Here is a 26175-nt window from a genome sequence, read left to right on the forward strand (position 1 = left end):
TCCTCGACTTACAACGGCTTGACGATAAACAGGCCGTGGTCGTGGCCTTCTTCCGATCCGCTATAAACCTGTTCTGCCACGGTGCGGATGTTGCTGCCACGGGCGTGCAGAATCTGGTCCATGGCGCCGGCAAACCAGCCGGTGAACATGTAGTCGACCTTGCGCCCGACCTTGCCGTACACGTACACAAAGCAGGAGTGTTCCAGCTTGATGGTGGCAGTGCCTTTGTCGAGATCGATGTCCTGGATCTTGAACAGGCCCCAGCCGCGCTGGGACAGGCGTTTCATGTAGTGTTCGAACACCGCGACGCCTGCGATGCCGTGGCATTCGGCTTCTTTTTCGCACCAGTGCCAGGCGGATTTGTAGCCGGCCTTGTAAAGAATGTCGGCGTAGGTATCAGCGCCAAGGACTTCTTCAATGCCCATGTGGTTGTTGACGAAAAAGTGGCGCGGCACATAGAGCATCGGCAAAGCGTCGGAAGTCCAGACGCCGGTTTCGCTGTCGACTTCGATGGGTAATTGCGGGGCGATTTTGGCCATGGGTAGCGCTCCAAAAGATGATGAAGTCCCGTGCAGCTGTCGAAGGCTGCGTTCGAGCGCGAAGCGGTCGCAAAACCGCTCACTGCGCCCTGACAGGAAAAATGTGCAATATGGGTTTACGACTGCTTCGCAGCCGGAAGCAGCCTTCGGCAGCTGCTACGCAACAAATACGGTGCGGTTACTCGCCCCAGACATCCTTGAGCACGTTGACCCAGTTCTCGCCCATGATCTTGCGCACCACGCGCTCGTTGTGGCCGCGCTTGAGCAGGGTTTCGGTCAGGTTGGGGAACTCGCCCACGGTGCGGATGCCCAGCGGGTTGATGATCTTGCCGAAGCTGGTCAGGCGGCGGGCGTAGCCCTTGTCGTGGGTCAGCATTTCGAAAAAGTCCTGACCGTGGCCCTGGGTAAAGTCAGTGCCGATACCGATCGAATCTTCGCCGACAATATTCATGGTGTATTCGATCGCTTCGGCGTAGTCGTCGATGGTCGAATCAATACCCTTGGCCAGAAACGGCGCGAACATGGTCACCCCGACAAAACCGCCATGGTCGGCAATGAACTTGAGCTCGGCGTCGGATTTGTTGCGTGGATGTTCCTTGAGGCCGGAAGGCAGGCAGTGGGAATAGCAGACCGGTTTTTTCGATTCCAGAATCACCTCTTCCGAGGTTTTCGAACCCACGTGGGACAGGTCGCACATGATCCCGACACGGTTCATTTCAGCCACTACTTCACGGCCAAACCCCGAGAGCCCGCCATCGCGTTCATAGCAGCCGGTGCCCACCAGGTTCTGGGTGTTGTAGCACATCTGCACCACGCCAACGCCGAGCTGCTTGAAGATCTCGATATAGCCCAGCTGGTCTTCAAAGGCATGGGCATTCTGGAAGCCGAAGATGATCCCGGTCTTGCCCTGTTCCTTGGCGCGACGGATATCGGCAGTGGTCTTGACCGCAAGCACCAGGTCGCTGTTGTCGCGGATCAGGGTCTGGCTGGCGACGATGTTGTTGATCGTGGCCTGGAAGCCCTCCCATACCGACACAGTGCAGTTGGCAGCGGTGAGGCCGCCCTTGCGCATGTCTTCAAACAGTTCGCGGTTCCATTTGGCAATGATCAGCCCGTCGATAACGATACTGTCTGCGTGCAACTCGGTTGGGCTCATCAGGCGTCCCCTTATTGGCGTTTGCTGCGCCGAATCGTCTGCCGGCGCTATTGGGGCCAGCATAGGCCCGGGGTCAAAACCAGCCGGGTGCAAAAGCGACAGCGCAATTGCCGAAAGCGTCAACACGCGACAAAGCCGCCGACAGCAATGTCATGAGCTATCTGTTCTTTGGCTCACGCATAAGCCAGAATCGGCCCCAACTATGGATTAGGAAGCGGCAATGAAATCGATTCTCCTGGCCTTGGCATTGTTCACCGGCGGCGCTCATGCAGCTGAAAATGCCGACTACAACCCGTGCGACGCGGTAGAAAACGACCGCCAAACCCTGGCGTGCTCGGTGTTCAGCAAGAATGCTGCCGAACAATTGCTGAGCGAAAACTACGAAGCCCTGCAGGAACGCATGACTTCGCTGTACGGCAGTAACGCGACGCAACTCAATAACATCCTGAGCAAGATAAAGACCGCCCAGGCCCTGTGGTTGCACCAGCGCGACGCCGATTGCGCAATTGCCGTGTTCCCCGCCACCGCCGGCACCGAAGCGTTCAACATTGCCCAGAACGATTGCATGGCGCGTATCAGCGATGACCGTTCAGAGTTTCTGGAATCGATCGGGCAGGACTGATCTTCATATTGAATAAACCAGGGTTTTTATGACTATTTGCGGTATCGAGATCAAAGGCAGCGAAGCCATTTTTGCAATGGCAGCCCAAGGCGCCAATGGCCTTGAACACAGGGCCAATGCCACCAAGAAAATCGCCCTGGACGACGATGACGAGAGCGTCAACGTCAAAGCCTTCGCCATGCAAATAGCGGCCTTTGTGAAAGCCAACGGCATCACCCGCATTGCAATCAAGAAGCGCAGCAAAAAGGGTGAATTTGCCGGTGGCCCGACTACCTTCAAGATCGAGGGCATCATCCAGTTGCTGGACGATTGCGAGGTGCAGTTGCTGTCGCCACAGACCCTCAATGCGCAATACAAGAAACACGCCTTCGACTTGCCCGCCTCGCTGAACAAGTATCAGCATGAGGCCTACAAGGCGGCGTGTGCGGCGTTGCTCAAGGGTTAGTAGCGGCAACCCGATCCTGCCTCGGCGCACAGGTAAACCGCGCCCGGTAGCTGCGGGTGAAATACGACGGTGACTCAAAGCCGCAGGCAATGCTGATGTCCAGCACGCTCATGTCGGTCTGACGCAGCAGTTGCCGGGCCTTTTCCAGGCGCAGGCCCAGATAGAAGTTGCGCGGGGTGTCGTTCAGGTGCAAACGGAACAGACGCTCCAGCTGGCGCCGCGTAACGTTGATGCCAAGCGCCAGTTGCGCAGTGCTCAGTGGCGGCTCGCTGTGCTGTTCCATCTCGCCAATCACCTGCACCAATTTCTTGTTATGAATGCCATAACGGCTGGCGACCTGCATGCGCTGGTGGTCTTTGCGCTGACGGATACGGCCCAGCACGAATTGCTCGGACACCTGAATCGCCAACTCAGGCCCATAAGCCTGGGCTATCAGGTCGAGCATCAGGTCGATGGAGGCTGTACCGCCCGCACAGGTGATGCGCTGGCGGTCAATCTCAAACAGCTCTTGAGTCACATGCAGCTTGGGGTATGACTCCTTGAACGCTTCCAGCGCCTCCCAATGCAAGGTCAGGCGATAGCCGTCGAGCAAACCTGCCTGCGCCAGTACCACGCTACCCGTGTCGATGCCACCCAAGGTGACGCCGTCGTTGTCCAGACGACGCAGCCACTGAATCAGCGCCGGGGTCACGTGGGTCAGCGGATCAAAGCCGGCCACCACCAACAACGTCGCCCCGGCTTCAAGTGCCTCAAACCCGCCTTCGGCATTGACCGACATACCGTTGCTCGCCAACACGGCGCCACCCCCGCAACTGAGCACATGCCAGCGGTACAGCTCACCGCGAAAACGGTTGGCCACCCGCAGCGGCTCGATGGCCGAAATAAAGCCCATTGAGGAAAAGCCGGGCAGCAGAAGGAAGTAGAAATCCTGGGCCATAGGGGGCGCTCTCACGTCGGTTCAGCGGATTGAACCACAGTCAGGTCGCTGCAGTGCAAATCCACGTCGCCCCAGTGCGGTTGCGCAGCACGCCGCCTGCGTACCTTGGTATCACGGTGCACAAAGACGCCGATCCCCCAATAACAACCTGCCGAGGCCCTCCCCATGAAACGACTGATCAGCTGTTGCCTGCTGGTACTGAGCCCCTACGCGTTGGCGGCTGAAGATGCTTCGTGCAAGAACGTACGCATGGGCGTGGTCAATTGGACCGATGTAATCGCCACCAGCGCCATGGCGCAAACCCTGCTCGACGGTCTGGGCTATAAAACCAAACAGACCAGTGCCTCACAGCAAATTATTTTCGCCGGCCTGCGTGACAAGCGGCTGGACATGTTTCTGGGTTACTGGAACCCGATCATGAACCAGAGCATTACCCCGTTTGTGGACGCCAAACAGGTCACGGTACTGGCCGAACCGAGCCTTAAAGACGCCAAGGCCATGCTTGCCGTTCCAACCTATATGGCTGACAAGGGGCTCAAAAGCTTTGCTGACATTGCCACATTCGAGAAAGAACTGGGCGGCAGGATTTACGGGATCGAACCGGGCTCCGGCGCCAATACCCAGATCAAGGCCATGATCGAGAAAAACCAGTTTGGCCTGGGCAAGTTCCAGTTGGTGGAGTCCAGTGAAGCCGGCATGCTCTCGGCGGTGACCCGCGCAGTAAAACGCAATGAGCCGATTGTGTTCTTCGGCTGGACCCCGCACCCGATGAATATTAATCAGGACATGACCTACCTGACGGGCAGTGAAGATGCCCTTGGCCCTGATGAAGGCCGGGCCACGGTGTGGACGGTCACTGCCCCGGACTACGCCAGCCGCTGCCCGAACGTCAGCCGTTTGCTCAGCAACCTGACCTTCAGCGCCGAAGACGAGAGCCGCATGATGCAGCCGCTGCTTGATCACAAGGATGCTCAAGCCTCCGCCCGGCAGTGGCTCAAGGACCACCCGCAAGACCAGCAGCGCTGGCTTGAAGGGGTGACCACGGTAGACGGCAAACCCGCTGCCGGGAACCTGAAACTCAGCGCTAAATAATTCAACACCGAGCCCGCCCTGCGCAGCCTGCAATGGCTGCGGTGTGGCGCTCTACGCCCCAAGGAAATGCCCCATGAACCACGACGTCATCATCACCTGCGCACTCACCGGTGCCGGCGACACCAGCGGCCGCAGCCCTTTGGTACCGGTCACCCCCAAGCAAATTGCCGAAGCTGCCGTGGAAGCGGCCAAGGCCGGAGCCACAGTAGTGCATTGCCATGTACGCGACCCGAAAACCGGGCAGTTCAGCCGCGATGTAGCGCTGTACCGCGAACTGATGGAGCGCATCCGCGAGGCGGACATCGACATCATCGTCAACCTCACGGCCGGGATGGGAGGGGACTTGCATATCGGCCCGGGTGAGAACCCGATGGAGTTTGGTCCCAACACCGACCTGGTCGGCCCGCTGACCCGTCTGGCTCACGTCGAGGAGCTGTTGCCGGAAATTTGCACCCTGGACTGCGGCACCCTGAACTTTGGCGACGGCGACACGATTTACGTGTCCACCCCGGCACAGCTGCGAGCGGGCGCCAAGCGCATCCAGGAACTTGGCGTTAAAGCCGAACTGGAAATTTTCGACACCGGCCATTTGTGGTTCGCCAAACAGATGATCAAGGAAGGCCTGCTGGATGACCCGCTGTTTCAACTATGCCTGGGTATCCCGTGGGGCGCTCCGGCAGACACCACCAGCATGAAAGCCATGGTCGACAATTTGCCGCCTGATGCGGTGTGGGCCGGTTTCGGCATTGGTCGCATGCAAATGCCGATGGCCGCGCAGGCGGTGCTGCTGGGCGGCAACGTGCGGGTCGGGCTTGAGGACAATTTATGGCTGGACCGAGGAGTGCTGGCCACCAACGGGCAACTGGTGGAGCGCGCCACAGAGATCCTCAGCCGCCTGGGTGCACGGGTGCTGAGCCCGGCAGAAGGCCGGGTGAAGATGGGCCTTAAAGAACGCCGCTAAGCAACTACGCAGCAGCATTGCCTGTGGGAGCGAGCCTGCTCGCGAAGGTCGTCAACGATAACGCCTGTTGACTGAGTTATCGCGGTGCCCTTGGAGCCTTCGCGAGCAGGCTCGCTCCCACGCACTCTCATTATTGTTATCCAGGAGCACGCCATGACCTTTATCACCGAGATTAAAACCTTCGCCGCCCTGGGCAGCGGTGTCATTGGCAGCGGCTGGGTTGCTCGCGCCCTCGCCCACGGCCTGGACGTAGTGGCCTGGGATCCGGCCCCCGGTGCCGAAGCGGCCCTGCGCAAACGCGTCGCCAAAGCCTGGCCCGCACTGGAAAAAAGCGGCCTTGCTGAAGGCGCATCCCAACACCGGCTGCGCTTTGTCAGCACCATTGATGAATGCGTGCGCGATGCCGATTTTATTCAGGAAAGCGCCCCGGAGCGGCTCGACCTGAAGCTTGAACTGCACAGCAAAATCAGCGCCGCCGCGAAACCCGATGCATTGATCGGCTCCAGCACCTCGGGCCTGCTGCCCAGCGAATTTTATGAAACCTCCACACACCCCGAGCGCTGCATTGTCGGGCACCCGTTCAACCCGGTTTACCTGTTGCCATTGGTCGAGGTGGTGGGCGGGCAAAAAACCGCTCCCGAGGCCATTCAGGCGGCAATCAAGGTTTATCAATCCCTGGGCATGCGCCCTCTACATGTGCGTAAGGAAGTGCCCGGGTTTATTGCCGACCGTCTGCTCGAAGCCTTGTGGCGCGAGGCGCTGCACCTGGTCAATGACGGGGTGGCCAGCACCGGTGAAATTGACGACGCCATTCGCTTTGGCGCAGGGTTGCGCTGGTCGTTCATGGGTACCTTTTTGACCTACACCCTGGCCGGTGGCGATGCCGGAATGCGACATTTCATGAACCAGTTCGGCCCGGCGCTGCAACTGCCGTGGACGTATTTGCCCGCTCCGGAACTGAGCGAAAAACTGATCGACGATGTGGTGGAAGGCACCACTGAACAACTCGGCCAGCACAGCATTGCCGCGCTGGAAAGCTATCGGGATGACTGCCTGCTGGCGGTGATGGAAGCGGTGAACGCAACCAGACTCAAACATGGCATGACCATCAACGACTGATCGAACCGCGAGGTACAGCATGCCCACCCTCACCACCTACACCACGCCCATTCTTGAAGAATGGGTCGATTACAACGGCCACTTGCGCGACGCCTTTTATCTGCTGATTTTCAGCTACGCCACGGATGCCCTGATGGACCGCCTGGGGCTGGACAGCCAGGGCCGCGAAGCCAGCGGTCATTCACTGTTCACCCTGGAGGTGCATCTTAATTACCTGCACGAGGTGAAGCTCGGCGCCCACGTTGAAGTGCGTACCCAACTCATCGGCCACGACAAAAAACGCCTGCATGTCTATCACAGCCTGCACCTGGCAGGTGATGGGCGAGCCCTCGCGGGCAATGAGCAAATGCTGCTGCACGTTGACTTGGCAGGCCCGCGTTCCGCTCCCTTTGGCGAGCACACGCTGGCCGTATTGCAGGCCATCGGGGAGCAACAGCGTGATCTGCCGAGACCCGAGTATGTGAGTCGGTTGATTGCCTTGCCTGTGCCTTAAAACGACCTGTTCTTAGGCATATCAGACATATCACCAAACCGCCCTTGCCCACTGGCTAAAGCCCTACCAGAATCAGACTTCGATCGCGCTTTGTAGAAGGATAAAAAGTCATGATGCACGCGGATTTGATTGATGAGCAGGATCTGGTTGGCCAACTGCGCTCGCTGGGCTTTGAAGTGTCAGGTACGGCGGAGCAGGCCTGCACAACGGCAGTCTGTGGGCTGAACGAGACCAATGCCCGCGCCCTCAAGGGGTTGGTCGAAAAGCTCTACACCGGCAGCGCAACCATTTTGCCTGCAGTGCGCGAGGCCATTGACCGGCAGTTGCTGCCGGGCTTGGCGCAGTTCAAGCAGAGCAAGGTCGGGTAAGGCAAAAGCGTCCTCACCCTAGCCCTCTCCCGAAGGGAGGGGGACTAAAAGAAAAAGCAGTTTTGCGCCTCGATACAGATCAAGCGCCCTCCCCACCCCGGGTGAGGGCGCTTTTGATTGTTAAATCCTCACACTGGCAAACGTCGACTCATTGCGCGCCTGATTCAACGCCGACATCGGCCCGGCCAGCGGCGCCAGCAACAGGGACTGCGGGATCTGCACCAGGGTGGTCTGCTGCGCAGTGTTGGAACCCACCCGCTCATCCCGTGGCGGAATGCCGAAGTATTCGCGGTAGCACTTGGAAAAATGCGGCGTGGACACAAAGCCGCACACCGCCGCCACTTCAATAATCGACATCGGTGTTTGCTTGAGCAACTGCCGCGCCCGCACCAGCCGCAACTTCAGGTAATAGCGCGACGGCGAACAATGCAGGTACTTCTGGAACAAGCGCTCGAGCTGGCGCCGCGACACAGTCACATACACCGCCAGCTCATCAAGGTCGATGGGCTCTTCGAGGTTGGCTTCCATCAACGCGACGATTTCCTGCAGCTTGGGCTGGTTGGTGCCGAGCATGTGCTTGAGCGGCACGCGCTGGTGGTCCTGCTCGTTGCGGATACGTTCATACACAAACATTTCCGAAATCGCCGCCGACAGTTCACGGCCATGATCGCGGCTGATCAGGTGCAGCATCATGTCCAGCGGTGCCGTGCCGCCCGAGCTGGTAAAACGGCTGCGGTCGAGGGTAAACAGCCGCGTGCTCATGGCCACGCGCGGGAAGGCTTCCTGCATCGAGGCCAGGCATTCCCAGTGCACACTGCAATCAAAACCGTCGAGCAAGCCGGCATAGGCCAGGGCCCAGCTGCCGGTGCACACGGCACCCAGGCGACGGGACTGGCGCGCCTGACTCTGCAACCAGGACACATGCTCACGGGTCACGGTGCGCTGAATGCCGATACCACCACACACGATGACCATGTCCAGCGCCGGAGCCTTGTGCATGCTGGCGTCGGGGGTCACCTGCAGACCGTCACTGGCCCAGACCTGACTGCCATCGGCGCTGAGGGTGCTCCAGCGATACAACTCACGGCCCGACAACTGGTTGGCCATGCGCAAAGGTTCTATCGCGGAAGCCAGGGAAATGAGCGTGAAATTGTCCAGCAGCAGAAAGCCGATGGATTGAGGCGTACGGTTCTGGGGTTGGACCCCGGAGTTGAACGACGTCATCGCGGTATCTCCTCACACAAAGCGGGTGATGGCCTCAGGCACAGGCTCTTGTTATTACCCTCGTTTCACGGGGCTTTGAAATGACAACGCAAATGCCATGCCTAAACTTGAATGGCTATTCAACAAAGTCTGAAAACGACGTCGCAATGTGTCTGGCAGGGTGATGGGAAATGACGGTTAAACACGGATACACAGGTGCTGACCGAGGCTGTTGAGCACATCGGTAGCACTTGTGGGAAGGGTGTAGGAGCTGCTCGGTTACAGAATGTCACCGAAAGTACGAGTGCGCCAAAACGGGTCGGTGTGCGCTGAAAAAGCGCCGAGGCTGTAGGAGCAAGCCCGCTCCCAGAGGTGTTTGGGGGCTCAACATTCCACCGCACTGACCGCCAGGCCGCCGCGCGAGGTTTCCTTGTATTTGTCGTGCATGTCGGCACCGGTGTCGCGCATGGTGCGGATCACCCGGTCCAGGGAAATAAAGTGCTGGCCGTCACCGCGCAAGGCCATCTGCGCCGCATTGATCGCCTTGACTGCGGCAATCGCGTTGCGCTCGATGCAGGGTACTTGAACCAACCCGCCCACCGGGTCACAGGTCAGGCCCAGGTTATGCTCCAGACCAATTTCAGCGGCGTTGCACAGTTGCTCCGGGGTGGCGCCGAGGATTTGCGCCAGCCCGGCAGCCGCCATCGCGCAGGCCGAGCCGACTTCGCCCTGGCAGCCCACTTCAGCCCCGGAAATCGACGCATTCTTTTTGCACAAAATGCCGATCGCCGCGGCGCTCAGCAGGTAGTCGACCACATGCGCTTCGCTGACTTCATCGCTGAATTTCATAAAGTAGTGCAACACTGCCGGGATGATCCCTGCCGCACCATTGGTGGGCGCCGTGACCATGCGCCCGCCGGCTGCGTTTTCTTCGTTGACCGCCAGGGCGAACAGGTTGACCCATTCCATCGCGCTCAGGGTCGAGCCGATCACATTGGGCTTGCCCAGTTCCAGCAGGCTGCGGTGCAGGCGCGCAGCACGCCGACGTACATTGAGGCCGCCGGGCAGGATGCCTTCATGTTTCAGGCCTTGCTCCACGCAGTCCTGCATGGCGCGCCAAAGTTTGATCAGACCGCAGCGGATTTCATCTTCGCTGCGCCAGATGCGTTCGTTGGCCATCATCAATGCCGCCACGCTCAGGTGATGTGTGCGGCACAGGTCCAGCAGTTCGACGGCACTATTAAAATCGTAAGGCAGCTCGGTGCGATCCATGTCCAATACGCCACTGGCCGCTTGCGCCGCATCCACTACAAAGCCACCGCCAACCGAGTAATAAGTATCGCCATGCAATATGCCGTGCCCGCTGTGCGCTACCAGGGTCATGGCATTGGGATGAAATGCCAGGTTCTCGTCTATCAGGCGCATATCCTGCGCCCAGTCGAACGGAATCGGTACATGGCCGTCGAGTAACAGGGTGCGGCTTTCGCGCAGCTGCGCGATACGCGAACCAATGCAGGACGGATCAATCGCATCCGGCCATTCCCCCATCAAACCCATGATGACCGCGTTGTCACTGCCATGACCGATACCGGTGGCCGACAGCGAGCCATAGAGCTGCACTTCGATACGGCTTACCTGTTGCAGTTGATCGCGTTCACGCAAGCCCTGCACAAACAGCGCCGCCGCCCGCATCGGGCCCACGGTGTGGGAACTGGAAGGGCCGATACCGATCTTGAACAGGTCAAACACGCTGATAGCCATGAGCACGAACCTCGGGGGTGAATGCCTTGCATCATGGGGTGTTTGCAGTCGGCAAAAACGTCCAGCTACGACCCGCCTTTGCCTGCCAGCGCCCCCGACGTTTTATAGGGCGCAGAGGTATGAAAAAGACAGTTTTCAAGCCTCATTCGTCCAGATACGACCTCGCAGGTACTAGATACGACCCTGCCTGTACTGGATGCGACGCCCCCTGTAGGCGTTTGATTTTCGCTGTTACATGATCGGTTCTGACTCGATTGCAAGATGCGCTGGCAACACGCCTGCCAGGCATCGCCCGACCGCAACTGATATGTGCGGCTTTTCGATCGAAAACCGCAACCCGGACACACAGGAGTCGCTCCATGACACATTCCTCATCGTTGTTGCTGGCTGCATTGCTGAGTCTGCCCGTCATCGCCCAGGCAGCAGAACCGGCGCAATGCAGTACCGTCAATTTTTCGGATGTCGGCTGGACCGACATCACCGTCACCACCGCCGTTACCAGCGAAGTGCTCAAGGGCCTGGGCTACAAAACCAAAACCACCATGATTTCCGTGCCGGTTACCTACAAGTCGCTGGCCGATGGCAAGAACATGGACGTGTTTCTCGGCAACTGGATGCCGACCATGGAAAACGACATCAAGGCCTACCGCGACGCGGGCACCGTCGAGACAGTGCGCGCCAACCTGGAGAACGCCAAATACACCCTCGCCGTACCCGAAGCCCTCTATGAGAAGGGCCTCAAGGACTTCTCCGATCTGCCCAAATTCAGCAAGGAACTGGACGGCAAGATCTACGGCATCGAGCCGGGCAACGACGGCAACCGCATGATCCAGACCATGATCGACAAAAACGCCTTCGGCCTGAAGGACGCCGGCTTCAAAGTGGTGGAATCCAGCGAAGCGGGGATGCTGTCGCAGGTTGACCGCGCCCAGCGTCGTGGCACCGAGGTGGTGTTCCTGGGCTGGGAACCCCACCCGATGAACACTCGCTTCAAAATGAAATACCTCACCGGTGGCGATGAGTTCTTCGGCCCCAACTATGGTCAGGCGACCATCTACACCAACACCCGCAAGGGCTACACCGAAGAATGCAGCAACGTGGGTCAGTTACTGAAGAATCTGGTGTTTACCCTGGACATGGAAAGCACCCTGATGGGCAAGGTGCTGGACGACAAGATCAAACCCGACGCGGCCGCCAAAGCCTGGCTCAAACAAAACCCGCAAGTGCTTGAAAGCTGGCTCGCGGGTGTTACCACGGTGGATGGCAAGCCCGGGCTTGAGGCCGTTAAAGCCAGCCTTGCGAAGTAATCGCGGGCGTCGGGCGGCAACTGCGCCCGGCTCCGTTTCAATTCCCCTGCATGCGGACGTTCACTACCATGCTGATTGATCAAAAAATCCCTCTGGGCGATTACATTGCAAACTTCGTCGACTGGCTGACCCAGCACGGCGCCAGCACCTTCGATGCCATCGCCAGCACGCTGGAAGCCATGATCCACGCCGTGACCTTTGCCCTGACCTGGTTCAATCCCTTTGTGTTTATCGGGCTGATTGCACTGTTTGCCCACTTTATCCAGCGCAAGTGGGGGCTCACGGTTTTTGTGGCGCTGTCGTTTCTGCTGATCCTTAACCTGGGGTATTGGCAAGAAACCATGGAAACCCTGGCCCAGGTGCTGTTCGCTACATTTGTATGCGTGATCATCGGCGTGCCGCTAGGAATTCTCGCGGCGCACAAACCTATGTTCTACACCTTTATGCGTCCTGTTCTCGACCTGATGCAGACCGTTCCTACCTTCGTTTACCTGATCCCGACCCTGACCTTGTTCGGGCTGGGCGTGGTGCCGGGGCTGATTTCCACAGTGGTATTTGCCATTGCCGCGCCGATCCGCCTGACTTACCTGGGCATCCGCGATGTCCCCCATGAGTTGCTTGATGCGGGCAAGGCCTTTGGCTGCTCCCGTCGCCAGTTGCTCACCCGTATCGAGCTTCCCCACGCCATGCCGAGCATCGCCGCCGGGATTACCCAATGCATCATGCTGTCATTGTCGATGGTGGTGATCGCCGCCCTGGTGGGTGCCGATGGTCTGGGCAAACCGGTGGTCAATGCCCTCAACACTGCCGATATCGCCTTGGGCTTTGAAGCCGGGCTGGCGATCGTGCTGCTGGCCATCATGCTCGACCGTATCTGCAAGCAGCCGGACGCCAAAGCAGGAGCCGACGCATGAGTATTATCCGTTTCGATAATGTTGACGTGATCTTCGCCAAAGACCCCCGCGCAGCACTCGGCCTTCTGGACCAGGGCTTGTCGCGGGATCAGATCCTGAAAAAAACCGGGCAGATTGTTGGCGTCGAAAAGGCCAGCCTGGACATCGAAAAAGGTGAAATCTGCGTACTGATGGGTTTGTCAGGCTCGGGGAAATCCAGCTTGCTGCGCTGCATCAACGGGCTCAATACGGTCAGTCGCGGCCAGTTGTATGTAGAGCACGAAGGCAAGCAGATAGACATTGCCTCGTGCACCCCTGCCGAACTGAAGATGATGCGCACCAAGCGCATCGCCATGGTGTTTCAGAAGTTCGCCCTGATGCCCTGGCTGACGGTGCGCGAAAACATCAGCTTCGGGCTGGAGATGCAGGGCCGTCCCGAAAAGGAACGCCGCACCCTGGTGGATGAAAAACTTGAGCTGGTGGGTCTGACTCAATGGCGCAATAAAAAGCCCGATGAGTTGAGCGGCGGCATGCAGCAGCGGGTTGGCCTGGCGCGGGCACTGGCGATGGACGCCGATATCCTGCTGATGGACGAACCCTTTTCGGCACTTGACCCGTTGATCCGCCAGGGCTTGCAGGATGAGCTGCTGGAACTGCAACACAAGCTGAACAAGACCATTGTGTTTGTCAGCCATGACCTGGACGAAGCACTCAAGCTGGGCAGCCGCATTGCGATCATGAAAGACGGCAAGATCGTGCAGTACAGCAAGCCTGAAGAAATCGTGCTCAACCCCGCCGATGACTATGTACGCACCTTTGTTGCCCATACCAACCCGCTCAACGTGCTGTGCGGACGCAGCCTGATGCGCACACTGGACAACTGCAAACGCATCAATGGCTCGGTGTGCATCGACCCGGGGGATGACTCGTGGATTGATCTGGCGGAGGGCAACACCATAAAAGGCGTGCGCCAGGGTGCTGCTGTGGTGGACCTGCAACACTGGAAAAGCGGTCAGGCAGTAGAAGGCCTGGGGCGTGGGCCAACCCTGGTGGACAGTGGCATCGGCATGCGCGATGCACTACAGATCCGTTACCAGACCGGCAACAAACTGGTGCTGCACGACGATCACAAAGTGGTAGGGATACTGGGGGATACAGAGCTGTATCACGCGCTGCTGGGCAAGAATCTGGGGTAGGCATTACCCTCACCCCAACCCTCTCCCGGAGGGAGAGGGAGCTGACTTGTGGAGATAGTGAGTCAGCATGCAGTCAGTCCCCTCTCCCTCCGGGAGAGGGTTAGGGTGAGGGGCTTTTGCAGTTCTTAGCTATATACGCGGCCAAGGAGTTGGCGATGGCTTTCAAACTGATCGAGCACGTCACGGCTGATCTGCTCCTGGGTGAAGCCCATCAAGTCGTACTCCTGGTTACCGTTGTGCAAGTACACCTCAGCGCGGTAATAACGGCTGCGCACTTCGTCTTCACCCGACTCGCTCGGTGCGGCCAGGTAGCCATCCAGGCTGACTTCGTAGACAAACGGGTTGCCTTCTTCCATTTCAACCCGCACGCCCATGCAACGCTTGGCGCTGCCCAGCAGGGTCTGCACATCAAGCCCCTGACTACGCAATTGTACCGCCGCATCTTCCAGTGCCGGGGTCACGTGTTTGTCCATAAAACGCTGCACCACGGCTTGAGTCGGTTGCAGGTCCTGTGCAGTCAGCCGCTCGCTGAAACCACGACGGCCACGGGCAGCCAGCTCGGCTTGTTCCTGTTCAACCAGAGTGTCCTGGCGCATCGCCTTGTGCAGGCCAAACATAAACAGGATCAATACCACCGAAAACGGCAAACCGGCCAGTACCACCATGGTTTGCATCGCCGCAAAGTTACCGGCAAACAGCAGGCCGATAGTCACCAGCGTGATTACCGCCGACCAGAAGATCCGCAGCCAGTGCGGCGCATCTTCGTCCACATCACCGCCTTTGCACGACAGGTTGGCCATCATCACCGCGCCGGAGTCGGCCGGGGTCAGGAACAGCACAAAGCCGACAAAGATCGAGACACCGATAACAATTTTCGACGCAGGGTAATGCTCAAGCAGTTGATAAATCGCCATCGACGGCTGCTCAAGCGCCGTTTTACCCAGCTCCACGGCACCGTGGTTAACCACCAGGTCCAGCGCCGAGTTACCGAAGATCGACAACCAGGCCAAGGTGAAGCCCAGCGGAATCAACAGCACGCCCGCCACCAGTTCACGCACCGTGCGACCACGGGAAATACGCGCGATAAACATCCCGACAAATGGGGCCCAGGAAATCCACCAGGCCCAGTAGAACAGAGTCCACAGGCCCAGCCAGCCTTCGGTTTTCCTGCTGTCGCCTTCGTACACGTACAGGTCGAAGGTTTTCATCACGATACCGTTGAGGTAATCGCCGGTGTTTTGCACAAAACCGTTGAGCAGGTGCAGGGTCGGACCGAACAGCAGCACGAAAATCAGCAGGCCACTGAACAGGATAATGTTCAGGTTGGACAGTCGGCGGATGCCGTTTTCAACGCCCGAGACTGCAGCAATGGTCGCCACGGTGCTCATCACGATGATCACGATCAACAGGTTGGTGTTGCTGTGCTCCATGCCGAACAGGTTCTCAAGCCCCGACGACACTTGCATCGAACCAATGCCCAGGTTGGTCACCAGGCCCAGCAGTGTCACGAACATACCGAAGCCATCCACCGCATGGCCCGCAGCACCTTTGACCCAGCGCTCGCCCATCAACGGATACAGCGCCGAACGCAACGCCAGCGGCTGGTTGTGACGGTAGGCAAAATAGGCCACGGCCAGACCGACCAGCGCGTAAATCGCCCAGCCATGCAGACCCCAGTGCAGGAAAGTCAGTTGCAACGCCTGGCGCGCTGCTTCATGGCTGCCCGACACGCCTTCAGGCGGGTTGAAGTAGTGATCCAGCGGCTCGGATGCGCCGAAGTACAGCAGCGAAATACCGATACCGGACGAGAACAGCATCCCGGCCCAGGCGCCATAGCTGAAATCCGGGGTGTCCTGTTTCGTTCCCAGTTTCAATTTTCCGTAGGACGAAAACGCCAACCCGACCACAAAGATCAGATAAGCAGCGATGACTACCATGTAGTACCAGCCGAAGCTGCGCGACAGCCATTCCTGGGCCACACCCAGGATACGGCCCGCTTCTTCGGGAGCAATGATCAGGATGGCAGTCAGCAAAAGTATCAAGGCAGTGGAGGTGTAAAACACCCAACCGTTGACCGTCACCTTTTGCGGTGGGGTCTTTATAAGAGAGGCAGAACTCATTGCACGGATGCTCCAGGGAGTGCGAGACAAGGACTTAAGGCAACGCACCACACGACCATTCGCCTAGATAGCGACCAACGGTCGAGTGATATAAAGACACCGCTAAAAAACCGGACCCGCCCAGACCGCGTTCAAATCCTGTGTGCGTCCCCTTGAAATCAAGGGCTGCCCCGCGTGGTCTGATGCGTTGTGCCTGTTTGGATCTCCCGTCAGCGCCTGCGAAAGCCTGCTTCTGCTTGGGTTCCATGGGAATTTACCGTGTCGATTTGCGCCATTCATGCGTAGGAAAACGACATAAATCGCGACGATTTGTCGCAGAGCTTATTCTTTGTTGATTGAACGTTCAATCAAAACAAAATAGACTGGCTGCCGTTCAGTGATGTTTTTGCACTGACCGCCGGCCCAAGGAGATTTGCGAAATGCCCAAGGTCGGTATGCAACCCATACGCCGCCAGCAGTTGATCGAAGCCACATTGACGGCTGTCGATCAGGTCGGGATGGCAGATGCCAGCATTGCGCTGATTGCCCGTCTGGCCGGTGTGTCCAACGGCATCATCAGTCACTACTTCAAAGACAAGAACGGTCTGATTGCCGCCACCATGCGGTACTTGATGAACGTCTTGATCGACAACGTCACCGAGCGCCGCCAGGCGTTGGGCGACGACAGCCCGCGGGCTCATTTACAGGTCATCGTCGAGGGCAACTTCGACGCCAGCCAGGTCAATGGCCCGGCAATGAAAACCTGGCTGGCCTTTTGGGCGGCCAGCATGCACCAACCGTCGTTGCACAGATTGCAGCGGATCAACGACCACCGCTTGTACTCCAATCTGTGCTGCCAGTTCCGCCGGGTGTTGCCCCAGGCCCAGGCCCGCAATGCAGCACGAGGCCTGGCAGCGCTCATCGATGGTCTATGGTTGCGGGGTGCCCTTTCCGGTGACGGCTTCGACACCGACCAGGCACAACGCATCTGCTACGAATATATGGATCTACAACTGGCGAAACAGGTGAGTTAGGCCCAATTAACGCTTAACCCCTGAACTGTCGTGAATCTGCGGTGCCACAGCTAGAGGGCACCCGACTCACGATTAACGCCCACCACTTGTCTGCACTTGCGAGGATTTTATGGCCCGTTTCGAACTGCAAAAACTCTACATCGACGGCGGCTACACCGACGCCGGTAGCGACGCTACTTTCGATGCCATCAACCCGGCTAACGGCGAAGTCCTCGCGCAAGTGCAACGCGCTACCAAAGAAGACGTCGAGCGCGCTGTAGTCAGCGCCGAAAAAGGCCAGAAAATCTGGGCCGCCATGACGTCCATGGAGCGTTCGCGAATCCTGCGGCGCGCCGTGGAAATCCTGCGCGAGCGCAACGATGAACTGGCCGCCCTGGAAACCCTGGACACCGGCAAGTCGTACTCCGAAACCCGTTATGTCGACATCGTCACCGGCGCCGACGTACTGGAGTACTACGCTGGCCTGGCGCCCGCCATCGAAGGCGAGCAAATCCCGCTGCGCGACACTTCGTTCGTGTACACCCGTCGCGAGCCGTTGGGCGTTGTGGCCGGTATCGGCGCGTGGAACTACCCGATCCAGATCGCCCTGTGGAAATCCGCACCGGCCCTGGCTGCCGGCAACGCAATGATCTTCAAGCCAAGTGAAGTCACTTCCCTGACTACCCTGAAGCTCGCCGAAGTCTTCACCGCAGCGGGCCTGCCGGACGGCGTGTTCAACGTTCTAACTGGCAGCGGCCGTGAAGTGGGCACCTGGCTGACCGAGCACCCGCGCATCGCGAAAATCTCGTTCACCGGCGGCACCGATACCGGCAAGAAAGTCACCGCCAGTGCTACCCAGTCGTCGCTCAAAGACGTGACCATGGAACTGGGCGGCAAATCACCGCTGATCATTTTCGACGACGCCGACCTGGATCGCGCCGCGGATACCGCGATGATGGCTAACTTCTACAGCTCGGGCCAGGTGTGCACCAACGGCACCCGCGTATTTATCCCGACGGCCATGAAAGCGGCGTTTGAAGCCAAGATTCTGGAGCGCGTAGCGCGCATCCGTATCGGCAACCCGCAAGACGAAAACACCAACTTCGGCCCGCTGGTCAGCTTTGCTCACATGGAAAGCGTGCTGGGCTACATTGCCAAGGGCAAAGAAGAAGGCGCCCGCCTGCTGTGCGGCGGTGAACGCCTGACCGAAGGTGATCTGGCCAAAGGCGCATTCGTGGCACCGACCGTGTTCACCGACTGCACCGATGACATGACCATCGTCAAAGAAGAAATCTTCGGCCCGGTCATGAGCATCCTCACCTACGACAGCGAAGAAGAAGTGATCCGCCGCGCCAACGACACCGAGTTCGGCCTGGCTGCCGGCGTCGTGACCAAGGACCTGAACCGCGCTCACCGCGTGATTCATCAGCTGGAAGCGGGCATTTGCTGGATCAACGCCTGGGGTGAGTCCGACGCAAAAATGCCGGTGGGCGGCTACAAGCAATCGGGCATTGGCCGTGAAAACGGTATCAGCTCGCTGGCTCAGTACACCCAGATCAAATCGGTACAGGTAGAGCTGGGCGACTACGTTTCGGTGTTCTAAACCGACAGGCCCGCATAAACCCTGTGGGAGCGGGCTTGCTCGCGATACAGGCGACGCGGTGCATCAGTTGCACCGCGCTGATGCAATCGCGAGCAGGCTCGCTCCCACAAGCTCTGCCACAACTTCAAAGAGGGTGCATTTATGTCCCAAGAATTCGATTACATCATCATTGGTGCCGGCTCTGCCGGTAACACCCTGGCGACCCGTCTGACTGAAGACCAAGGCGTCACCGTGCTGCTGCTTGAAGCAGGCGGCCCGGACTACCGTTTCGACTTCCGCACGCAGATGCCTGCGGCGCTGGCATTCCCGCTGCAAGGGCGTCGCTACAACTGGGCCTTCGAGACCGATCCAGAGCCACACATGGATAACCGTCGCATGGAATGTGGCCGCGGCAAGGGCCTGGGCGGTTCGTCCCTGATCAACGGCATGTGCTACATCCGCGGTAACGCGATGGACTACGACGGCTGGGCGAAATACCCGGGCCTCGAAGACTGGTCGTACCTGGACTGCCTGCCGTACTTCCGCAAAGCCGAAACCCGCGATATCGGCCCCAACGACTACCACGGTGGCGATGGTCCGGTCAGCGTGACCACGCCCAAAGCCGGGAACAACGTGTTGTTCCACGCCATGGTTGAAGCCGGTGTACAGGCCGGTTACCCGCGCACCGAAGACCTGAACGGCTATCAGCAGGAAGGTTTCGGCCCGATGGACCGTACCGTGACGCCGAACGGCCGTCGCGCCAGTACCGCCCGCGGCTACCTGGACACGGCCAAGCAGCGTTCGACCCTGAAAATCGTCACCCACGCCCTGACCGACAAGATCCTGTTTGAAGGTAAACGCGCCGTTGGCGTTTCCTATATGGTCGGCGACAGCGACACCCGCATCCAGGCCAAGGCCCGCAAGGAAGTGCTGCTGTGCAGCGGCGCAATCGGCTCGCCAACCGTGCTGCAACGCTCCGGCGTCGGCCCGGCCGAACTGCTCAACAGCCTCGATATCCCGGTGGTGCACGACCTCCCGGGCGTTGGCCAGAACCTGCAGGATCACCTTGAGTTGTACCTGCAATACGCCTGCACCCAGCCGGTGTCGCTGTACCCGTCGCTGCTTTGGTACAACCAGCCGGCCATTGGTGCCGAGTGGCTGTTCCTGGGCAAAGGCATCGGTGCCAGCAACCAGTTTGAAGCCGGTGGTTTTATCCGCACCCGCGAAGAATTCGAATGGCCGAACATCCAGTACCACTTCCTGCCGGTAGCGATTAACTACAACGGCAGCAACGGGGTGAAAGAACACGGTTTCCAGGCGCACATGGGCTCCATGCGTTCGCCGAGCCGTGGCCGGATCAATGTGAAGTCCAAGGACCCGCGCGAGTATCCGAGCATCCTGTTCAACTACATGGCCAGCGAGCAGGACTGGCAGGAATTCCGCGACGGCATCCGCCTGACCCGTGAAATCATGCAGCAGCCAGCACTGGATGCATTTCGTGGCCGTGAAATCAGCCCGGGCATCGACAAGCAGACCGACGAAGAGCTGGATACCTTTATCCGCGAACACGCCGAGACCGCGTTCCACCCGTCCTGCTCGTGCAAAATGGGCACCGACGAAATGGCTGTGGTCGACGGCGAAGGCCGTGTGCATGGCATGCAGGGCCTGCGTGTGGTCGATGCCTCGATCATGCCGCTGATCACCACCGGCAACCTCAATGCACCGACGATCATGATCGCCGAGAAAATTGCCGACAAGATCCGTGGCCGCCAGCCGGAGCCGCGCAGCACTGCCGACTACTACGTCGCAGGCGACGCGCCGGTACGCGGCAAGCCGCTGCGTGAAGTGAGCCGTACTGCGCAGTAAGCACTATCCGTAGCAGTTGACGAGCGGAGCGAGGCTACGTCCGGCGGCACAGCCGTCGTAAATTCAGGTGATGCGGTTCTTCTGATGAATCGCGTCATCTGGTTTCACGGTCGCTTCGCAACCGGACGCAGCCTCCTTCCTTCGGCAGCTGCTACGAATTTTGTGTAACTCTTGAGTTTCATCTTGCCCCGCTTGCCCCCGCTTCAGCGCAGGCCTAATCTAGTGCCTCGCTTCGCGCCACACCCCCCCGCCCCACCCGACATGCCAGCCTTGCCTGGCCAAGAGGTTTTCTATGTTTGATGTTGTCTCTTCGAGCAAATGGCCGACCGGCTTCCTGATTAATCCAAACGCAGAACCTCTCGACCCAAAATGGCTCACCGAATTCAGCAAGATCCCCGCAGCCGCAGTCAGTGACTGTCTGGGCCGCAACGTGGGTGGTCTGGGCCTCAAGCCGTTCCACGGTACCCGCCCGATGCTGGGCAGCGCGCTGACCGTCCGTGTACGCCCGGGCGACAACCTGATGATCCTCAAAGCCATGCAAATGGCCCGCCCCGGCGATGTACTGGTGATCGACGGCAGTGCCGACCTGACCCGTGCCGTGTTCGGCGGCATCATGCGTGCCATGGCCCTCAAGGCCGGGATTGTCGGCGTGGTGATCAACGGCGCCCTGCGCGACCTCGACGAGTGGCAGACCGGTGAACTGCCCGCCTATGCCATCGGCGGCGTACATCGCGGTCCGAGCACTGACGGCGGCGGCGAAATCAACGTCCCCATCTCGTGTGCCGGTATGCTGGTAATGCCAGGCGACCTGATGATCGGCGACGGTGACGGCGTGGTTGCGGCTTCGCGCAGTGAACTGCCGGAATTGCTGATCCGTTGCCACGATCTGCTGGCCCGTGAACAGGCAACGCTCAAGGCAATCAAAGAAGGCACCCTGGACCCGGACCGTTTTGACGCCATCCTGCGCGCCAAGGGTTGCCCGGTTTAACACGCTACGCGCGCCCCTGTGGGAGCGGGCTTGCTCGCGATGGCATCACCGCGGTCCAGCGGGTTAACCGCACTGCCTGCATCGTGAACAAGCCCGCTCCCACAGACCCACCAAGTCCAAGGAGGTCTGTGCATGTTCGATTTCTACCCTCAGCTCAAGCAGCGCTTTGCCGCGCTGCGCACCCGGGCCGAGTTCTTTTCGTTACGCTATGTACGCGAGTCCGGGCAATACCTGTCGGTACGCAAGAACGTCGCAGAGCCTCCCTCATTCAGTCACGACCAGGGCGCCATGCTCACCGTGCGGTTGCGCGGTATCGAAGCCTACGCCGCCACCAACGACCTGTCCCAGGCCGGCCTGCAGGCGGCCCTCGACCGCGCCGAAGCCCAGGCCCAGCTGATCGCCGGGCATGCGCTGCTCAACCTGAGCCAGGAACCGGTGTGCCATGAGCGCGCCGACTTTTTCTCACCCGATCTTGACCAGGCTTTCCCCTCACTCAGCGAGTGCTTTGCCCTGCTGGGCGCCGAATCAGCCGCCGTACCCAAAGACGAGCGGCTGGTGAGCTGGGTGGTTTCACTGGGCCTCAATCACGTCGAGCAAATTTACCTGAACAGCGCCGGCGCCGAGCTGCGCCGGGCGCAGCGCTTTGTTTACCCGGGCATGGGCGTCACTGCCTATGACGGCAACGACAGTCAAAGCCGCAGCCTGGGTCGCGAAAACTTCGGCCAGCAAGGTGGCGCCGATGTGATCAGCCGCTGCGGGCTGATCGGTGCCGCACCCCAGGTCGCCGATCAGGCCCTGCAATTGCTGCTGGCACCCAATGCTCCGGTCGGCAAACGCGATCTGCTGCTGATGCCCGACCAGATGATCCTGCAAATCCATGAGTCCATCGGACACCCGCTGGAACTGGATCGCATTCTCGGTGACGAGCGCAATTACGCCGGTACCAGCTTCGTCAAGACCAGCGACTTCGGCAGCCTGCAATATGGCTCAAAGCTGCTGAACGTGACCTTCGACCCAACCATCCCCGAGGAGCTCGCCAGCTACCGCTTCGACGACGACGGCACCCCGGCCTACAAGGAGTTCCTGATCCGCGAAGGCTTGCTGCTACGCCCGCTGGGTGGCGCACTGTCACAGTTCCGCTCGGGCCTCGAAGGCGTGGCCAACAGCCGCGCCTGCGGCTGGAACCGGCCACCGATTGACCGTATGGCCAACCTCAATATCGAGCCAGGCGATCAGTCGCTTGAGCAAATGATCGGCGGTATCGAAAGCGGCATTCTGATGGCCACCAACCGGTCCTGGTCGATCGACGACGCGCGCAACAAGTTCCAGTTCGGTTGCGAGTGGGGCCAGTTGATCGAGGACGGTGAACTCAAGGGCGTGGTCAAGAACCCCAACTACCGGGGCATTTCCGATCAGTTCTGGCGCAACCTCAGCGCCGTGGGCGACGCCAGCACCTTCAAGGTGCTGGGCACCCCGAACTGCGGCAAGGGCGAACCCAACCAGGTGATCCGCGTGGGCCATGCGTCCCCCGCCTGCGTGTTCAGTCAAATCGATGTGTTTGGAGGTGATGCCTGATGAGTACCCCATTGAGTCAGGCCGAGCAGTTCAAGGGGTTGGTCGAGTGGTTGGGCAAAGCGATCCTTGCGCCTGAGCAGTTCACCCTGGGCTATAACGGCGAAGCATCGGAATTTATCCGTTTCAACAAGGGCAAGGTGCGTCAGGCCGGGCAGGTGCAACAGGCCAGCCTGAGCCTGAAGCTGATCCACGACGGCCGCCACGCCGATGTGAACCTCACCCTGGCTGGCGAGCCTAATGTCGACAAACAGCGCCTGGCCGATGCCCTGCGGCAACTGCGCGACACCTTGCCATTGTTGCCCGCCGATCCGTATTTACTGCTCAACCCGCAGCCGTGGAAGAGCCATAACGTGCAGAACCAGCCCCTGCCGGACACGGCCCGGGTTCTGGAAGAAATCCGCAGTGCATCCAAAGGCGTAGATCTGGTCGGATTTTATGCCAGCGGCCCGATCAGCTACGGCTATGCCAGCTCCGAGGGCGCGTTTGGCTGGCATCAGGCCAATAGCTTCAATTTCGACTGGAGTTTGTTCCACAGCAACGGTCAGGCGGTCAAGGCCAGCTACGCCGGCGCCGACTGGGACAGCGAACGTTTCGCCCGGCGCATGCAACTGGCCCGCGAGCAACTGAGTTTCCTCGATCGCCCGCTGCATGCCCTGGCGCCCGGTGAGTACCGAGCCTACCTGGCGCCGGCGGCGCTGGAAGAAGTGATGAGCATGCTGTGCTGGGGCGGTTTTTCGGCCCAGGCACTGGCCAGCAAATCCAGCCCGCTGCAAAAGCTCTACGCGGGCGATGCCCAACTGAGCCCGCTGGTGTCGTTTGACGAGCAGGTCAGCCAGTCCCTGAGCCCGGCGTTTTCCGGCGAGGGGTATCCGCGTCAGGACTTGTCGCTGGTCAAACACGGCAAGGCCGAGCAGCAACTGGTGAGCTCGCGCAGTGCTGCTGAATATGGCCTTGAGGTCAACGGTGCTCCGGAGTACGAGGCCCCGAGTGCGCTGGCAATGGCGGCAGGCTCCCTCGAACAGGCCGACATCCTCAAGCAGTTGGGCACCGGGTTGTATATCAGCAACCTGTGGTACCTGAACTACTCGGACCAACCGGCCGCCCGCCTGACCGGCATGACCCGCTTTGCCACTTTCTGGGTGGAAAACGGCGAGATAAAGGCCCCGGTCAACACCATGCGCTTTGATGACAGCGTCTATAGTCTGCTGGGTTCACAACTGGAAGCGCTGACAGCCGAGCGTGAGTTGTTGCTGTCGGCCAGCACCTACGACCAACGCCAGACGGCGTCAAATCTGCTGCCGGGGGCATTGGTCAAAAAGCTCACGCTGACGCTGTAACACCTGTGGGAGCGGGCTTGCTCGCGATTGCGTCGCTGCGGTTTACCTGAAAAAACCCGGGCCTCTGCATCGCGAGCAAGCCCGCTCCCACAGAGGATTATCGACAGTCCATAAAAAGAGGTCCTATGCCCGTACGCCCGGTTCTAAGCCCTGAAACCCTGCGCTGGTTGCCGTGGGTGGTGGCCATCGCGTTTTTCATGCAGTCGCTCGATGGCACCATCCTCAACACCGCCCTGCCCGACATGGCCCGCGACCTCGACGAAAACCCGCTGCGCATGCAGGGTGTAATCGTTGCCTACATGCTCACCGTCGCCTTGCTGATCCCGGCCTCGGGGTGGATCGCCGACCGCTTCGGCACCAAAAAAATCTTTTTCAGCGCCATCCTGCTGTTCAGTTTCGGCTCGTTGCTCTGCGCCCTGTCCGGCACTCTCAACGAGCTGATCGGCGCACGGATCGTCCAGGGCCTGGGTGGTGCCCTGATGTTGCCCATCGGCCGGCTGGTGGTGCTCAAGGCCTATCCGCGCTCGGAGCTGGTGCGGATCATGGGTTTTATCACCATTCCCGGCCTGCTCGGCCCGCTGATCGGCCCCACGATGGGCGGCTGGATGGTGCAGTACCTGAGCTGGCACTGGATTTTCCTGATCAACCTGCCCGTGGGCGTTCTCGGTTGCTGGGCCGTCTGGCACTTCATTCCGGATTTGCGCGGCAGCGAGCGCACCCGTTTTGACGGGTTGGGTTTTGTGCTGTTTGGCGCGGCGATGGTGTTTATCACCATCGCCATGGAAGGCCTGGGCGAGCTGCATATGCCGCACCTGCGGGTGATGTTGCTGCTGTTTGCGGGCATGGCCTGTCTGGCAGCGTACTGGTTACGCGCGGGCAATATCAGCAACCCGCTGTTCTCCCCGGTACTGTTTAAAACCAAGACCTTCGCAGTGGGCATCCTCGGTAACCTGTTCGCCCGCCTGGGCAGCGGCGCCCTGCCGTTTCTGGTGCCCTTGCTGTTGCAGGTCGCGCTGGGCTATTCCCCGTCACAGGCCGGGATGAGCATGCTGCCACTGGCCGCGGCCGCCATGCTGGCCAAATGGGTGGCCAGGCCATTGATCGAGCGCGTGGGATACCGCACCGTGCTGACGGCCAACACCTTCGCCCTGGGCCTGATGCTGGCCAGCATGGGGCTGGTTACCGAACACACGCCATACCCGTTGTTGCTGTCAATGCTGGCCGTTTTGGGAGCGATCAACTCATTGCAGTTCACCGCCATGAACACCGTCACCCTGATTGACCTCGACGACGCCAGTGCCAGCAGCGGCAACAGTTTGCTGTCGGTGGTGGCGCAACTGTCCCTGAGCCTGGGCGTGGCTTGCGCCGGGGCATTGCTTGGCGGCTTTACCGGGGATGGCGGCAACGATGGGGTGGACACGGTGCTGGGCGCGTTCCAGCTGACCTTCCTCACAGTAGGGATCATGGCGATGCTTGCAGCGGCGATATTCCTGCAACTGTCACCCCAGGATGGCCGCAAACCCAAGGCCAACTCGGAACATGAGCTGGAACATTAAGCTACTTTTCGCCAAGAACTGGATGACATCTCGTCCAGAATGTTCAGGCAAAGGGCATGGGACTGGT

At 59.7% G+C, this 26175-nt stretch carries 23 protein-coding genes; 17 read left to right on the forward strand and 6 right to left on the reverse strand.

Features of this window, described 5'->3' with window-relative positions:
• Window positions 1-8: 8 nt before the first annotated feature.
• The gene (locus FHL07_RS08355; protein WP_138738369.1) at window positions 9-539 is read right to left on the reverse strand and encodes a 4-vinyl reductase; all 531 of its coding nucleotides are present in this window, start codon (window positions 537-539) and stop codon (window positions 9-11) included.
• A gap of 178 nt (window positions 540-717) precedes the next feature.
• Window positions 718-1695 (reverse strand): dipeptidase, encoded by a 978-nt coding sequence (locus FHL07_RS08360; RefSeq protein WP_094999824.1) that lies wholly within the window; start codon window positions 1693-1695, stop codon window positions 718-720.
• A gap of 220 nt (window positions 1696-1915) precedes the next feature.
• Here FHL07_RS08360 and FHL07_RS08370 point away from each other — a divergent pair, with 220 nt between their 5' ends.
• Window positions 1916-2317, forward strand: coding sequence for a lysozyme inhibitor LprI family protein (locus FHL07_RS08370; protein WP_094999823.1), 402 nt, complete (start codon window positions 1916-1918; stop codon window positions 2315-2317).
• Between the two features lie 28 nt (window positions 2318-2345).
• Window positions 2346-2762 carry a DUF3010 family protein gene (locus tag FHL07_RS08375; RefSeq protein ID WP_094999822.1) on the forward strand — a complete coding sequence of 139 codons (417 nt, stop codon included), beginning with the start codon at window positions 2346-2348 and terminating at the stop codon, window positions 2760-2762.
• Here the strand turns inward: FHL07_RS08375 and FHL07_RS08380 are convergent.
• Window positions 2752-3699 (reverse strand): GlxA family transcriptional regulator, encoded by a 948-nt coding sequence (locus tag FHL07_RS08380; RefSeq protein ID WP_095026631.1) that lies wholly within the window; start codon window positions 3697-3699, stop codon window positions 2752-2754. The genes FHL07_RS08375 and FHL07_RS08380 overlap by 11 nt on opposite strands.
• 165 nt (window positions 3700-3864) lie before the next feature.
• On the opposite strand from FHL07_RS08380, the gene choX reads away from it, so the two are divergent.
• The 5 genes from choX to FHL07_RS08405 all read left to right on the forward strand — a co-directional run bounded on the left by choX (window position 3865) and on the right by FHL07_RS08405 (window position 7732).
• A complete protein-coding gene (choX, locus tag FHL07_RS08385; protein WP_094999820.1) occupies window positions 3865-4791 on the forward strand; it encodes a choline ABC transporter substrate-binding protein in 927 nt (308 codons plus the stop codon).
• Window positions 4792-4864: 73 nt separating this feature from the next.
• Window positions 4865-5752 carry a 3-keto-5-aminohexanoate cleavage protein gene (locus FHL07_RS08390; protein WP_094999819.1) on the forward strand — a complete coding sequence of 296 codons (888 nt, stop codon included), beginning with the start codon at window positions 4865-4867 and terminating at the stop codon, window positions 5750-5752.
• 153 nt (window positions 5753-5905) lie between these two features.
• Complete coding sequence (locus FHL07_RS08395) at window positions 5906-6871, forward strand: L-carnitine dehydrogenase (RefSeq protein ID WP_094999818.1); 966 nt, start codon at window positions 5906-5908, stop codon at window positions 6869-6871.
• A gap of 19 nt (window positions 6872-6890) precedes the next feature.
• Window positions 6891-7364: a thioesterase family protein gene (locus FHL07_RS08400; protein ID WP_138738370.1), complete on the forward strand. Its 474-nt coding sequence runs from the start codon at window positions 6891-6893 to the stop codon at window positions 7362-7364.
• 110 nt (window positions 7365-7474) lie between these two features.
• On the forward strand, window positions 7475-7732 hold the full coding sequence (locus tag FHL07_RS08405) for a hypothetical protein (protein WP_094999816.1): 258 nt from the start codon (window positions 7475-7477) through the stop codon (window positions 7730-7732).
• 120 nt (window positions 7733-7852) lie between these two features.
• Here the strand turns inward: FHL07_RS08405 and gbdR are convergent, their stop codons facing one another.
• Both gbdR and FHL07_RS08415 read right to left on the reverse strand, forming a co-directional pair.
• Window positions 7853-8956 carry a choline metabolism transcriptional regulator GbdR gene (gene gbdR / locus FHL07_RS08410; RefSeq protein ID WP_088378748.1) on the reverse strand — a complete coding sequence of 368 codons (1104 nt, stop codon included), beginning with the start codon at window positions 8954-8956 and terminating at the stop codon, window positions 7853-7855.
• A 363-nt stretch (window positions 8957-9319) separates the two neighbouring features.
• Complete coding sequence (locus tag FHL07_RS08415) at window positions 9320-10696, reverse strand: L-serine ammonia-lyase (RefSeq protein WP_095019591.1); 1377 nt, start codon at window positions 10694-10696, stop codon at window positions 9320-9322.
• A gap of 359 nt (window positions 10697-11055) precedes the next feature.
• Between FHL07_RS08415 and FHL07_RS08420 the strand changes: the two genes are divergently transcribed.
• The 3 genes from FHL07_RS08420 to choV all read left to right on the forward strand — a co-directional run bounded on the left by FHL07_RS08420 (window position 11056) and on the right by choV (window position 14092).
• Window positions 11056-12003: a choline ABC transporter substrate-binding protein gene (locus tag FHL07_RS08420; protein WP_095019590.1), complete on the forward strand. Its 948-nt coding sequence runs from the start codon at window positions 11056-11058 to the stop codon at window positions 12001-12003.
• Window positions 12004-12071: 68 nt separating this feature from the next.
• The gene (gene choW / locus FHL07_RS08425) at window positions 12072-12917 is read left to right on the forward strand and encodes a choline ABC transporter permease subunit (protein WP_094999813.1); all 846 of its coding nucleotides are present in this window, start codon (window positions 12072-12074) and stop codon (window positions 12915-12917) included.
• The gene (gene choV / locus FHL07_RS08430) at window positions 12914-14092 is read left to right on the forward strand and encodes a choline ABC transporter ATP-binding protein (RefSeq protein WP_094999812.1); all 1179 of its coding nucleotides are present in this window, start codon (window positions 12914-12916) and stop codon (window positions 14090-14092) included. The genes choW and choV overlap by 4 nt, the downstream gene beginning before the upstream one ends.
• Window positions 14093-14217: 125 nt before the next feature.
• Here choV and FHL07_RS08435 read toward each other — a convergent pair whose 3' ends face one another.
• Window positions 14218-16155 carry a BCCT family transporter gene (locus tag FHL07_RS08435; protein WP_238705530.1) on the reverse strand — a complete coding sequence of 646 codons (1938 nt, stop codon included), beginning with the start codon at window positions 16153-16155 and terminating at the stop codon, window positions 14218-14220.
• A 476-nt stretch (window positions 16156-16631) separates the two neighbouring features.
• Here FHL07_RS08435 and betI point away from each other — a divergent pair, with 476 nt between their 5' ends.
• The 7 genes from betI (at window position 16632) to mdtD (ending at window position 26108) form a co-directional block, all read left to right on the forward strand.
• Window positions 16632-17225 carry a transcriptional regulator BetI gene (gene betI / locus FHL07_RS08440; protein ID WP_094999810.1) on the forward strand — a complete coding sequence of 198 codons (594 nt, stop codon included), beginning with the start codon at window positions 16632-16634 and terminating at the stop codon, window positions 17223-17225.
• Between the two features lie 109 nt (window positions 17226-17334).
• Window positions 17335-18807 (forward strand): betaine-aldehyde dehydrogenase, encoded by a 1473-nt coding sequence (betB, locus tag FHL07_RS08445; protein ID WP_094999809.1) that lies wholly within the window; start codon window positions 17335-17337, stop codon window positions 18805-18807.
• 141 nt (window positions 18808-18948) lie between these two features.
• The gene (gene betA / locus FHL07_RS08450; RefSeq protein WP_094999808.1) at window positions 18949-20652 is read left to right on the forward strand and encodes a choline dehydrogenase; all 1704 of its coding nucleotides are present in this window, start codon (window positions 18949-18951) and stop codon (window positions 20650-20652) included.
• Between the two features lie 292 nt (window positions 20653-20944).
• The gene (locus FHL07_RS08455) at window positions 20945-21640 is read left to right on the forward strand and encodes an RraA family protein (protein WP_094999807.1); all 696 of its coding nucleotides are present in this window, start codon (window positions 20945-20947) and stop codon (window positions 21638-21640) included.
• 132 nt (window positions 21641-21772) lie between these two features.
• On the forward strand, window positions 21773-23215 hold the full coding sequence (locus FHL07_RS08460; protein ID WP_138738371.1) for a TldD/PmbA family protein: 1443 nt from the start codon (window positions 21773-21775) through the stop codon (window positions 23213-23215).
• Window positions 23215-24552 (forward strand): TldD/PmbA family protein, encoded by a 1338-nt coding sequence (locus FHL07_RS08465; protein WP_138738372.1) that lies wholly within the window; start codon window positions 23215-23217, stop codon window positions 24550-24552. The genes FHL07_RS08460 and FHL07_RS08465 overlap by 1 nt, the downstream gene beginning before the upstream one ends.
• Window positions 24553-24677: 125 nt before the next feature.
• A complete protein-coding gene (gene mdtD, locus FHL07_RS08470) occupies window positions 24678-26108 on the forward strand; it encodes a multidrug transporter subunit MdtD (RefSeq protein ID WP_095017825.1) in 1431 nt (476 codons plus the stop codon).
• Window positions 26109-26175 lie beyond the last annotated feature (67 nt).

The organism is Pseudomonas sp. FSL W7-0098 (genome assembly GCF_005930585.1).
GTDB classification, from domain to species: domain Bacteria; phylum Pseudomonadota; class Gammaproteobacteria; order Pseudomonadales; family Pseudomonadaceae; genus Aquipseudomonas; species Aquipseudomonas bubulae.